This is a genomic window from Paenibacillus sp. FSL M7-1455 (assembly GCF_038004655.1).
Lineage (GTDB): Bacteria > Bacillota > Bacilli > Paenibacillales > Paenibacillaceae > Paenibacillus_AQ > Paenibacillus_AQ cookii.
In genome coordinates this window covers 3,524,541-3,537,780 of the sequence record NZ_JBBORO010000001.1, presented here as the reverse complement: position 1 = coordinate 3,537,780, position 13,240 = coordinate 3,524,541, and the positions used below count along the sequence as shown (strand labels likewise).

General features: G+C 56.5%; 8 protein-coding genes. 7 read left to right on the top strand and 1 reads right to left on the bottom strand.

What is annotated here, in order from left to right; translation table 11 throughout:
- Window positions 1-70: 70 nt before the first annotated feature.
- From NYE48_RS16285 to NYE48_RS16260, 6 genes are all read left to right on the top strand, one after another.
- Complete coding sequence (locus NYE48_RS16285) at window positions 71-1,504, top strand: SWIM zinc finger family protein (RefSeq protein WP_212948369.1); 1,434 nt, start codon at window positions 71-73, stop codon at window positions 1,502-1,504.
- A gap of 27 nt (window positions 1,505-1,531) precedes the next feature.
- Complete coding sequence (locus NYE48_RS16280; RefSeq protein WP_036708138.1) at window positions 1,532-3,388, top strand: HEAT repeat domain-containing protein; 1,857 nt, start codon at window positions 1,532-1,534, stop codon at window positions 3,386-3,388.
- A 17-nt stretch (window positions 3,389-3,405) separates the two neighbouring features.
- Window positions 3,406-4,506, top strand: coding sequence for an ATP-binding protein (locus NYE48_RS16275; protein WP_212948373.1), 1,101 nt, complete (start codon window positions 3,406-3,408; stop codon window positions 4,504-4,506).
- Window positions 4,503-6,905, top strand: a complete 2,403-nt coding sequence (locus NYE48_RS16270; protein ID WP_340999416.1) for a DUF5682 family protein — start codon at window positions 4,503-4,505, stop codon at window positions 6,903-6,905. The genes NYE48_RS16275 and NYE48_RS16270 overlap by 4 nt, the downstream gene beginning before the upstream one ends.
- Before the next feature lie 3 nt (window positions 6,906-6,908).
- Window positions 6,909-8,132, top strand: coding sequence for a VWA domain-containing protein (locus NYE48_RS16265; RefSeq protein WP_340999415.1), 1,224 nt, complete (start codon window positions 6,909-6,911; stop codon window positions 8,130-8,132).
- Between the two features lie 149 nt (window positions 8,133-8,281).
- Window positions 8,282-8,947, top strand: a complete 666-nt coding sequence (locus NYE48_RS16260; protein ID WP_340999413.1) for a spermine/spermidine synthase domain-containing protein — start codon at window positions 8,282-8,284, stop codon at window positions 8,945-8,947.
- Window positions 8,948-9,210: 263 nt separating this feature from the next.
- Here the strand turns inward: NYE48_RS16260 and NYE48_RS16255 are convergent, their stop codons facing one another.
- The gene (locus NYE48_RS16255; protein WP_009225464.1) at window positions 9,211-10,845 is read right to left on the bottom strand and encodes an IS5-like element ISPaen2 family transposase; all 1,635 of its coding nucleotides are present in this window, start codon (window positions 10,843-10,845) and stop codon (window positions 9,211-9,213) included.
- Window positions 10,846-11,008: 163 nt separating this feature from the next.
- Between NYE48_RS16255 and NYE48_RS16250 the strand changes: the two genes are divergently transcribed.
- On the top strand, window positions 11,009-13,213 hold the full coding sequence (locus NYE48_RS16250; RefSeq protein WP_340999412.1) for a hypothetical protein: 2,205 nt from the start codon (window positions 11,009-11,011) through the stop codon (window positions 13,211-13,213).
- Window positions 13,214-13,240: the final 27 nt, after the last annotated feature.

The following is a 13,240-nucleotide window of genomic DNA, read 5'->3' as shown; positions in this document are numbered from 1 at the left end:
ATTTAGATATGAGGATTAATATCATAAATTTGGTTGATCTGTAAACAGAGCGATGGTGGAGGGGAAACGTTTGATTGAGATCACGGAAACTTGGATCGACTCACTTGCGCCGAACAGCGCTGCGATAAAAAACGGGAGAGATCTGAATAAAAAAGGGAAGTTTACCGGGCTGCACCGGTCCGAAGACGGTCAGGTGCTTTTCGGGGAATGCCAGGGTAGCGGGAAAACGCCTTACATGCCTTCGGCCGATTTCGTCACACCGGATAAGCCGGTCATGCGATGCAGCTGTCCGAGCCGGCAGTTCCCGTGCAAGCATGTCCTGGGCCTGCTCTACGCTTATGCCGAAGGCAAGCCGTTCACGGCGGCGCAAATCCCGGACGATTTGGCGGCCAAACGGGAGAAGGCGGAGAAACGGGAAGAGAAAAAAGCGAAGGAAGCGGCAGCCGGGACGCCGGCCAAACCGAAAAAAACCAATAAAGCGGCCTTGAAGAAAAAAATCCTGGCGCAGCTGGAAGGCCTGGAACTGCTTGAGAAGCTGACGCATTCGCTGATCCGCCGCGGCCTGGGCACCTTGGACGCCAAAGAGCTTAAAGCCGTTCAGGAGCACGTGAAACAAATGGGAAGCCATTATTTGAGCGGCGCCCAAATTCAGCTGCGCAAGCTTCATTTGCTTTTATCGGCGAAGGAAGACCGGGAAGACGCGTACTCGCGGGCGGCGGAGCAGCTGGCCGTCATCCATGCCTTCATTAAAAAGGGCCGGGCCCATTTGGACGCCAGGCTGGAAGATCCGGAGCTTGCGCCGGACCATGAATCCACGATCGAAGAGTGGCTTGGTCACGCATGGCAGTTGACGGAACTTAAAGAGGCGGGGCTTGCCGGGTCCGATGCGGAACTGATCCAGCTTTCATTCATCAGCTATGACGACGTTTCCCGCCAGGAATTCGTCGATTGCGGTTATTGGATGCAGATGGACACCGGGGAAATCCACTTCACGGTCCAGTACCGCCCATACAGAGCGGCAAAATTGATGCGGGAGGACGACAGCTTTTTCGAGGTGGCCGCGGTGCCGGAGCTTTACCGCTATCCCGGCGACCTGAACCGCAGGGTCCGGTACGAGTCCTTCGCTTCCAGACCGCTTACGGAAAGCGACATGGGCCGGATTCGCCGGCACGCCGCCGCGTCTTTTGCCGAGGTCGTCAAAAAGGTGAAAAACCAGCTTAAAAATCCGCTTGGCGATCCGAATCCCGTCGTGCTGCTCCGTGCGGAAAACATCGTGACCGATTCAAACGGCCGGATTTTCATCGCGGATGCCCAAGGGGAAACGCTTGAGCTTCGCGACGTGCTCGCAGACGGGACCGTTCACCTGCTGAAGTATTTGGCCGAAGAACATTTGCGGGACGTTGCCCTGCTAGGGATGTTTAACCACGAGATGCGGAGCGGAAGATTGGTTGTCCAGCCGCTGAGCATCATCAACGAACGAGAGCTGGTACGCTTGCTTTACTAACGAGCCGAATGGGAGGAACATGCAAAAATGAGCCAAGCATTGCTGATGGAGCTGAATGAAGAAATCCGGCGCCTGTATATCGCGGGGAGCGATTTGGCAGCCGGTGATTATAGATTGAAACGGCTGCTGCCGTCCTTTGAACAGCTGGGGGAGCGGGCCCCGGTGTTTAAAAAGCTGGGCGAAGGCATCGCTGCTTTGATCGACGAAGGCGCAGGGACGGATACGGCCCGCCGGCTGCAGGACGTGAACCTACTGCTGCAGTCGGTGCTGCGCACCCAAGGGAAAGGGGCCGCGGAGGGCGAAACGGCTCCGCTGCGAACGCAGCCCGTCCGGTTGGAGGCGAATCTTTCTTACCGCAAACTTTCCGCGGTCCGCACGGCGCTGACGACACGGGGCGGCGGACGCCACGAAGTCATCGTCGAAGCGTTCCGCGAAGGGCTGTTTCGCGATGTCCGCCTGGTCCCGCTGGCGATCGAAGCGTTGAACGATCCCTATGTGGAGATCGCGGAGTTTGCCATGAACGACATCTTGCCGTCCTACGGTCCGGACATCGTGCCGCATCTGCTCGAAAGCTTCCGGCCTGATGGAGGCAAGCTTGAGGCCCGCAAATTGACCGTCATCGCCAGAAACGGCGGGAAAGACGTGCTCGACGTCGTTCATAAAGCGTCCGTCTCAGGTTCGGACGAGGTTCGGACGACGGCCATCCGGCTTTTGGCGGGCCATCCCGAATATGAGCAGGTGCTGCTGGATTTCAGCCGCGACAAGAAAAAGAGCATCCGCGAAGCGGCTTTTCAGGCGCTTGCGGCCTCCGACCGGGAAAGCGCGGCGGAACGCTTATACGAGGCTTTTACGGGAAAAGACCGCGAGACGGTCTCGTCGTCCGTCATGCAATCCCGGTCGGAGCTGTTGAACGGCTGGCTGGTCCGCGATTTGTCGGAACTCGTGGCATCGGTCCGGGAAGGGACCGCAAGCCAAGAGGAAATGGCAAACGTCTGGAACGAGGTAAGACGTTACATCTGGGCGCTGCATCAAAAAACAAGCCCAGAACTTGGCCGGCTTTATATGGATGTGATGAGGAATTACAAGTTGTACATGTATAAACTGGGCTGGGCGTTTTTGGCTAACGAAGCGATGGCGTACATACAGCATGAGCATTCCGAAGAGGGACGGCAGCTCGTCCGGGCGGCAGTCGAACTCGACTTGAAGAAACATGCCCAAACGGCTTCGTTTGCCCGGGATCTGTTCAAAAAAGCGCTGCCCGTGCTGCCTCCGGAACGGTTGTTTGAAGCATTCGGGACCATCCTGGAGGAGCGGGCGAAAGCCTCGTCCCTGAGCCGGAGCGCCAACGAAGCCAAACAACTGATGGATACGATCGAAGATATGGTAGTCATCCGAAGGTATCGGGAAATCGAACAAATCTGGTCCTACGGCGAAACGGGCTACACCTACCATGTGGAGATGCCGCCGCAGGAGGAGTTGGCCGGCAAGTGGGATCCGCGCTGGCTCGATCATTTCATCGCCCTCGACCGCATGGCGCTGGTCAGCGCGTTTGCGCGCCCGGGACACGCGGAGGCGGCTTCCTATTTGCTAGATAAGCTGAAGCGATCACCGGAGTTCCGCAACCGGTTTGCGAACTTGGCCGTCATGGGGCTTGTTCGCGCAGGCGTATCGGGAGAAGAGCTTCATGAAGCGCTGGTTCGGGCCGTTGAAGACGAGAGGAATACGGAATGCCGCGAAATCGAGCCGTTCCTTTTCGATCAGCTCTGCCGGCTCCCCGCGTCGTACGCGGACCGAATCCGGGCAGCGTTGCCTAAATTCGGGTCCGTGAGCGGCGAACAGCTGGAATACGTTTTGAAAACGATGGAGTCATCCAATCGATCATAAAAAGGAGCGAATAGGCAATGAGTAACGTATCCACGATGCAGGACATCATGCGCAAGCCTGCGGAGCTTTTATACCAAGATGAGCTGCAGGCTTTGATCCGCGAGGATCAGGGGAAAATTCCGGCGGGGTGGCAAATGTCTCCGCAGTCGGTGCTCAAGTTTATCGTCGGCGGGACCGCCGGCAAGCAGGTCATCACGCCCAAATACATCGGAAACCCGCGCATCGTCGAAATGGCCATTGCGACGATGGTCACGGACCGGGCGCTGCTGTTGATCGGCGAACCGGGGACCGCCAAATCGTGGCTGTCCGAAAACCTGGCCGCCGCCATTTACGGCAACTCCGGTTTGGTGGTGCAGGGGACGGCGGGAACGACGGAGGAGCAGGTCCGTTATTCCTGGAACTATGCCATGCTCCTCGCCCAGGGGCCGACGCCCGAAGCGCTGGTGAAAAGCCCGATCATGCGGGCGATGGAAGAAGGCGGGATCGCGCGTTTTGAGGAGATATCCCGCTGCGCATCCGAAGTTCAGGATGCCTTGATTTCCATCTTGTCGGAAAAAACGATATCGATCCCCGAACTCGGCAAGGAGCTGAACGCGCGCAAAGGATTCAGCGTCATCGCGACGGCGAACACCCGCGACCGCGGCGTCAACGAAATGTCGACGGCGCTGAAGCGGCGGTTTAATATGATCGTTTTGCCGGCGCCGGCGGATCTGGAAACGGAGATGGAGATCGTAAAAAAACGCGTTTCCGAAATTGCCGCCTCCTACGACCTCCAGACGGCGGTTCCGGCGGACGAGGCGCTGCTCAAGGTCGTGACGATCTTCCGGGAGCTGCGCAGCGGCATGACGCTCGACAAAAAAGAAAAGGTCAAATCCCCGGCCGGGGTGATCTCGACGGCAGAGGCCATCTCGCTCCTCACCAACAGCATGGCGCTGGCAGCCAGCTTCGGAAGCGGCGACATCACGGACGAGGATCTGGCTGCGGGGTTGCAGGGCGCGATCGTTAAAGACGACGACAAAGACCGTCTCGTCTGGAAGGAATATTTGGACAACGTGATGAAAAAGCGGGGAGCAAGCTGGAGAGGCCTTTATGCCGCCTGCAAGGAGATGAATTCATGAAGACGGCCCGCGGCGCTGGCGTGCACATTTTCGGCGTCCGGCACCTGTCGCCGGCCGGCGCTTATCATGTCGCCGACTTTCTCGATAAGGCACAGCCGACGGCCGTGTTGATCGAAGGTCCCTCGGACGCCACTGCCGAAATCGCGCATTTGACGAACGTATCGACGAAACCGCCCGTCGCGATGCTGGCCTTTACCGAGGAGCTTCCGGTCCGCACCGCTCTATGGCCGTTTGCGGCATATTCGCCGGAATATCAAGCGATGCTGTGGGCACGGAAACATGGGGCGTACTGCGCGTTCATCGACTTGCCTTCGTCCTCCGTGATCGGATTGGAGGATATCCGCGGTTCGGCTGCGGCAAGTCCTGCCGGCTTACGGGAAGACGAAAATCCTGACTTGCCGGCTCTGGCCAAAGCCACCGGCCAAGCCGCCGAAGGGACGGTTGTTGAACGTTCCGGGGCGGATGAAGGAAACGAAACGACCGCATCGTCTCTGTATGAGCGAATAGCGAAAATATCAGGGGAGCCTGATTTTGACACGTACTGGGAGCGGAATTTTGAACATAACTTAAGCCCTGACGCGTACCGCCAAACGATATTGGCTTATTCCGAACGCATGCGCGAGCTGACGGAGGCGTCGGAGCAAACGTCCCGGCGGGGGGAATACGCTTATAACGCGATTCGCGAAGCCTATATGTGCCGGCAGATCGCGGATGCCATCGCGGCCGGGCACAGCCCCGACCGGATTGTCGTCGTTTGCGGGGCTTACCATGCTTCCGCCCTCGGCGACCTTGCCAATGCGATGAGCGATGAAGAGATGAAGCTCCTTCCTTCGCGCAAGACGAAGCTGACGCTGATGCCGTACTCGTATTTGAAGCTGTCGTCGTTGACGGGTTATGGGGCAGGAAACGTCGCCCCGTACTATTTCGAGATGATGTGGGAGCATATGCGGCGCGGAACGCTCCAGGAGCTGCCGCATCGTTATCTGGCATCCGTCGCCGCCGATTTGAGAGCAGCGGGCACGCACCGTTCGACGGCCGAGGTGATCGAGGCGGTCAGGTTTGCGGTATCTTTGGCGGCCCTTCATGACGGTCTCGCCCCGACGCTCACGGACCTGAGGGATGCCGCCAAAACGCTGCTGGGTCGGGGGGAGTTGTCCGTGGTCGCCGAATCGCTTGCGAAAGCGGAGGTGGGCACGGCGATCGGATCATTGGCCGAGGGCGTCAGCCAGACGCCGATTCAGGAAGACATGAACCGGCAGCTCAAACGCCTCAAGCTGGAGAAGTACAAAACGGCGGTTGCCGCCGACCTTTCTTTGGATCTGCGGGAAAACCGGAGAGTGTCTTCAAAGGAAGCGGCGTTTCTCGACTTGAACCGATCATTTTGGTTCCACCGGTTATCCCTTCTCGGCATCCATTTCGTGAAGGCCAAAGCCAGGGGCGAGGAACAGGCGGCCTGGGCGGAGCATTGGATCGTTCAGTGGTCGCCCGAAGTGGAAATCGAAGTGGTGGAATCGAATTTGCTGGGCGAAACCGTGGAAACCGCCGCGGCATTTGTTCTGCAGCAGAGGCTGGAATCCTGTTCCACGATCAAGGAGGCATCCGAGCTCATCACGGCGGCATACGAATGCGGCATGATCCACCAGATGGAAGCGGGCCGGTCGGCGCTTCAAAAGCTGGCCGTGCAGAGCCAGAACGTCGCCGAAATCGCGGAGGCGGCGAGAAAGCTGTCGCAGCTCGTCCGTTTTGGCGGCGTGCGCAGAATCGATACGGCCCCGCTCGTCCCGCTGCTTCAGCAGCTGTTCCTTCGCGCTTGCCTGTATTTATACGAGGCAAGCCAGTGCAATGACGAGGCAGCCAAGCCGATGGCCGCCGCGATGAACGAAATGAACCACATCGCTTCGGAACATAGCGGCGAGGTCGATGACGAGCTTTGGGTTCGGGAGCTGGCCAGACTGTCCGACCGGGACGATGCCAATCCCCTGCTCTCGGGACTGGCCTGCGCCATGCTGCTGGAGCGGGGCGAGCTTTCGGCGGAGCAGTGCGCCGCGGAGGTGTCGCGGCGGCTGTCGCCGGGAATCCCCGCCGAACTGGGCGCGGGATGGTTCGAAGGGCTCGCGCTGCGCAATCGTTACGCGCTGCTGTCGCGCATGAGCTTATGGCAGCAGCTTGACGAATACATTTCCACGCTGGAGGATGAGGAGTTTAAGCGTGCGCTCGTATTTTTGCGCCGCGCCTTCAGCGCCTTCAGCCCGAAAGAAAAAACAATGGTTGCCGAACTGCTCGGAGAGTTGTGGGGCGTCGAGCCGGAGCAGGCGGCGGAAATCGTCATGGACGATCTTAAGGAGGAAGAAGCCCGGATGCTGGATGAAATTAACGATTTTGATTTCGAGGATTTTTAGGCCATGGCCGACACCGTAAATCGTCAGCCGTTATCCCGTTGGCGGCTTATTCTGGGCGAAGCCGCCGAAGAGGAACTCGGCCGGTATGGCCAAAACGGCACGTTGGAGCTGAGCAGCGACGAGCTGATCATGGATCGGGCGCTGGCGGCCATTTATGACCGGACGGAAGATGGAGGAGAAGGCCCGCCGGGTGCCGGTTCTGGCGCCCGCGGCGCGGGAAGGGGGAAATCCGCTCCCCGGCTGGCGCAATGGCTGGGGGACGTGCGCACGTTTTTTCCGGAGGACGTCGTGTCCGTCATTCAAAACGATGCCATGGAGCGCAAGGGCTGGAAGCAGCTTTTGTTCGAGCCGGAGGTGCTGGCCAGCGTCAAGCCGGACATCCAGCTCGTCGGAACGCTGCTTTCGCTGAAAGGGAAAATTCCCGAGCAGACCAAAGATACCGCCCGCATGCTTGTGCAGGCGGTGGTGGACGAACTGGTGAAACGCATGAGCCATGAGCTTCAAAGGGCGGTCACCGGCGCGCTGAACCGGAGGCAGCATACGCCGCTGCCGTCCCTTAGCGGGATCGACTGGAAACGGACGATCCAGCGGAACCTGAAGCATTATGACGTCGAGCGCAAACGGATCATTCCCGAAAAATTTTATTATTTTGACCGGGCCAAACGAAACAAGGAATGGACGGTTATCGTCGACATCGACCAAAGCGGTTCGATGGCCGAATCGGTGATCTGGGCATCGGTGATCGGCTCCATTTTTGCCAGCATTCCTGCGCTGGATACCCGCGTCGTCGTGTTTGACACGGAGGTCGTCGACCTGACCGAGCAATGCGCCAACGATCCGGTGGATATGCTGTTCGGTATTCAGCTTGGCGGCGGCACGAATATCGACAAATCCGTGGCATACTGCGAGCAGTTCATCAAGGAACCGAAAAAAACGCTGTTCATCCTCATTTCCGACCTTTATGAAGGCGGCAACCAGTCCCGGCTCATCCGCCGCATGCGGGAGATGAGGGAAGCCGGGGTCAAAACGCTCGGCCTCCTCGCTTTGTCCGATGAAGGCAAACCGTTTTACGACGAACGGCTTGCGCGGGTGTTGTCCAAGGACGGGACGCCTTGTTTTGCTTGTACGCCTGCGATGCTGCCGCAATTGGTGGAAGGCGCTTTAAAAGGGCAGGACTTGGCGGAGCTGGCAAAGCGGCTGGACACCCAAGGCAAACCGGGCGTTTAACATTGTTGCAGCAGATGCGCCTCTTTATCTTTTATTAAGCGAAGTGAACGGATTTATTAAGCTTTGGATTGGACTTCCTGTGTCCCTGTAGGGTTATAATGGAGAATAGCAGAATTGATGAACATTTTCTAGGGCAGGAGGTAGGTACCATGAATTACGCACCGGAAATCATAGAACGCAGTCACACGGATCGGGGAGATATCCAGCTTCAGAAAAGGGAAAATCACTTTGAGATCATCTACAACGGCACTTTCCTGATGGCCACGTACAACGGAGAGTCGGAAAGGCTGCTGGTGAGCAGCGCTCTTCGCAAGTGCCCATATCCGCGCAAAGTGCTGATCGGCGGGTTGGGGGTCGGATTTTCGCTGGAAGAAGCTTTATCGGATTCGAGAGTGGAGCAGGTGGATGTCGTCGAGATTGAGGAAGCGATCATTCGTTGGAACCGGAAGCATTTGGCTCCGTATTCCGGCCACGCGCTGGATGACCCGCGCACGAATGTGATTCATACCGACCTGGTAAAATGGATGAATGAAACCGATGCTTCCTACGATGCCGTTTGCCTCGACATCGATAACGGACCGGATTGGACCGTGTCGGCGTCAAATACGGGGCTTTATTCGGAGCAAGGCATAAAAGCGGCCATCCGGCTGCTTCGTCCGCATGGCGCCGTATCCTATTGGAGCGCCGGGGCGTCGCCGGAATTCGCGGAATATTTGAAACGGTTTTTCCATGGCGTCGAAGCACTGCAGATTCCCCAGCAGCGGGGGGAACCCGACTATGTTTATTTGGCTTCTTCGCCCAAAAGCATACATTAATCCGTGTTTTTTCTCTCACTCCAAAACGGTTTGACACCGACGCGGCGGATACAGTGCTTAAAATCATGCCAAGGGCGACATTTGCTTTTCCCAAGGCAACCGGCGGCAACATTGGCTTTTTGATGGATGGGGAAGTTTGGATACAGTTTTTCGCATGAAGGCAGGATATCTGCCTTTTTGCGTTTTTAGATACCAAGAGCAGCAAAGGAGGGGACCCGGGTGAAGCGAGCCATCTCGCTATTTAGGGCTTGCTGAACGATTCTTTAACCGAAACTCATGGCTAGGCGACTGCGAGATAGCAGCGTAAAAATGAGGCAAAAAAGAACGCGGAGCCTGCGCTCCAGGTTCATCACCAGAAGTTGCAGCGTAATCACGGATTCACTTGTCTTTGCGAGGCGTGCTCGAATACAGCCAAGCCCGTACTTGCGCTTGCCTTCTCCGAACTTGCCTTCGATTGCGTTTCGTTCTCCGGTATCCTGTTTGGCCACTTGCCTATCTTCGCTTGTCGGGCCGTTTTTCGGCTTGCGTCCCAGTGCCGGTCCGCTGAGCCGAATCCCATGCTGTTTGCAGAATCTCCGGTTTTCGCGTGTGCGGTAGATCTGATCCGCTTGGACGACAGCCGGATAGAATCCCATGCGGCTGCGATACTTCTCGATCACGTCCATGAGCGTCGTGCTCTCGTTGAAGTTATCCCAAGATAGCCGATCAAGGAACGCGTAGCCCTTCGTCATGCTTACCGCGATCTTGGCTCCGAACTCGACGCGCGCCTTGGCTTTCCCGCGCACGATCGGCCTGACATGCGGCTGATGAATGCTGACGACCCGGTCTTCCATCTGGTGGGAACGCTCGTTGTACATGTGAAGCTGCTGACGGTACAGTTCGTGAATCACCAGCAGGTCGCGATAGGCTTTGCGGCCAAGTAGCGTGAGCGGTTGCGACTTGGCTTGCTCGGCGATGATGGAGAGGTTCCGTCCAACGTAACCGAGTTGCCTCCTGATCGCTTTGCGAATCACTTTCGGCCCCGGTCTGCGTTGCTTGGAAACGGCCAGAAACTGTTTGCGCGCTTTTTCCCGGTACGTGCGCGGTTTCGCCATTTGTCCGATGACCGGCTCATGCAGCGTATCGATGATCGCTTCGAGCTTCTCCCGCGCTTCATTCAACAGATTCAGATCGGTCGGATACGCCACATCCGCCGGCGCACAGGTGGCATCCACCAGCACGGTCCCTTGATTCGGCTGCTCAGGGGCTTCCCATTCTGCGGTCGATTTCGGATGCGCTTCGCAAACAAGTTTATTCGTTTCAGGAACCTCTGACTCTGTAGCCATCGACTCCACGGGAGACGCTGCTTCTGACGATGCGACTTGCGATTGTGCAAACATGGTTTGCTGCTCGACTTCTTCATCAGAGGCGCGCTTCTTCGAGCGCTTCCCTTGGCCTTTACCGCCGCCGGTCGCGTCGTTGCTGTCATCATCATCTTTCGTTTCCTTCGCACCTTCGGTGGCGACGATCTCATTCAACTCTGCCAGCACGTCCGTCAGACGCTTGCGGAAATGCGTCATCATGGAGTGATGGAACGGTGGCTTCATGACGAATCCAGGCAGACCAATGAAGTATTGCATGTAAGGATTTTCGCTGATCGACTCCAACGTTTCTCTGTCGGTCAGTTGCATTCGCTCCTGAATGATGAGCGCACCGAGCCCCATCCGAAGACTGATCGTTTGCTGGCCGCGAAAGGTGTCTTTGAAAAATTGACCGTATGTTTTCTCAGCCTCCGCCCACGGCACCAACCGCGCCAACTGGACCCAGCGATTGTCCTCGTCCAGCTTTCCGCCAAAGGGCAGAAAGAAATCGCCGGGCAGGATCAATTGATTATCGAGGTGCGCGGTCGGCTTAAACATCTTCGTCACTCCATCTGCAAAGGTTTTAGGTGGTTTTCAAACATTTCCTTTGCATATGATTTCGACAAATGGGCCTTAGAATCCTTGTTGTTATGCGGTTTTTGTTGTTTTTTTAAGTGTTCAGCAAGCCCTATTTAATCTGGTATTTATGATTCCGGCCATCGTGTTGAGCTTTATGGTTTGGAACGATTATTCCAGCCGGATCGAAGATAGTGCAAAACAATTGGCGGCATCCGACCGCAGCTTGTTTTTTCTGGACGGCGGCAGCAAGGTGATGTCGGTTGAAGAAGATGACGATACGGGACTTCGGGGCGAGCTGTATGACGTCAAAACGCAACAATTGCTGAAAAAAGTCCCGCTTCGTTCCAACCTGCATGGACAGCTTGTTTCAACCTATCAAAATGGGCGGTTGATTCTTGTAACCTTGGATGACAGCGATCAGTTAAACATCCATGCGATCGATTCCGAGGGAGGCGTCAAAGAGTTGGTCCAGAAGACGGTGGAGCTCTCGGGATTTCTGGATAGCAGCGTGCATCCATGGCGGGGAAAGCTTATCGTTTCCGGCGAAACGAACGGCAGCGTTCCGTTTATCGCCCAGGTGGAAAAAGGAAAATTGCAGAAGGTTAACTTGGATCAGCCTAAGCTGCTGCCTTCCAGGCCGACCTTCATAAGGGAAGTCACGGGAAGCTTCGAGAGCGATGCGGCCGTACCGATGTTCGAGGTGGATCTGCATGACGACCGGAACGCTTTCGTAAGCGGATGGTTGAATCCGCAAAACACCCCCCTCACGTACGTTCAGAAGGATAATGAAACTTCCTTCGATGCGAAAGACCATGCCGCCCGCCAATTTGCGGCACAATTGGGCCGAACAGAAGCCGGTTTGCTTCAGGTGGATTCTTCATATCCGAAACAAGTCCGGTATTATGATGCGGCGACGAAAAAAACGGGAAGCGTATTGCCGACGCCGATGCCGGTGTACCAGGCGCAATTGTATCCATTAAACGACCGTGAAACGCTCATAGCCGGTTCCACGACCAAAGATGAAGCCGAGGGGCATGTCCTGGGGTATCTTTACGATGAAAAGACAAAGCAATTCACGGATGTTTCGGCCATCGTCTCCCTGATCCCTTATGAAGATCTGAAAAGCGACCGGCTGCATTTTTACAAAGAAGCCGGCAGCAGCGTCCTGCTCTATTCGAATGCCGAGGCTTCCGCAGGATGGATGAATATCCGCGATGGTTCATTGAACTTATTAAACAATCAAACGTTTCAGCAATGGCTGGCCGCCAAAGATGAAAACCGCAAATCGGTCCAAAGCTTTATGGCATATCTTAAGCAGGGGGATGCAGTCGTCATCAACTGGGCTATTTGGGTTTTGATTGCTGTTTTGGTGTTTGGTTCATGGGCCATCCTCCCGCCGCTTTTAAGAGCCAGCCGCAAACGGAGGCTGGATCGGGGCGTCACGATTCCCGGAACGATCACGAATATGTCGGAAACGGGGACGCTCGTCAACAATCAGCCGCTGGTTCGCTTGACGGTCCGGTTTCAAGACGAAGGGCGGACGAAAGAGGTCGCGATCTCCAAAGTCGTATCCTATTTGAATCCGGTCCATGTGGGGGATTCGGTCATGATTAGCTACGACCGCCGCAAAAACAAAGCGATGTTTCTCACTTCGGCGGATCTGCCGGAACAGGCGGAGCACGTGATCATCGGGCAAGCGGTTCTGAAACGAATCGATTTCTGCGGCAACGTGAACCGGGGGAGCGCGCTGCTGCTGCATTTCGAAGCCGGGGGCAAGCCGTATTCCATTCCCGTGGTGCAGGCTGCCGGGTTCGAATACCGTACCGGGGAAACGGCGGCGCTCATTCAGGTTGGAGGACTCACCCGTTTGTATGCTTATGGAAGCCAAGCAAACTTAAACGGTTCGGACCGGTTAAATCTCGAAGGGGAAGTGATCCGAATCCAACCCTTTGAGGTGACGATCAACGACCGGCAATTGCTGCTGTTTGAAACGCTGATAAGCCATGGCCGGGAGCGGCTGCGCAAGGTGAACAGCCAATTCGTGCCTCGGGGTCTTTCGGTGCAGGTGGGGAACATCATTCCGGCCTCGGTCAAAAAGGAGGAGCTCGATAAAGAAATCCGGCTGCTTCAAGGCAAGCAGGGCAGCGGAAAGGTGACCTCCGTCTCGTATTCCGGCACGAACGGCGATCGTCCGCTCGCCCGCATTACCGTGGAGCGAAACGGGGAGGAGTATTACATCGAACAATCGGTTGAGCCGGTCTACGGGGTGGAGACGGGGGATGAATTATGGATCGCCTATGACGAACATTCGCGCGAAGCGATCATTATCCAGTATGCGGTGGCTTAACGAACGAAAAAATCATCTGCAGAGATC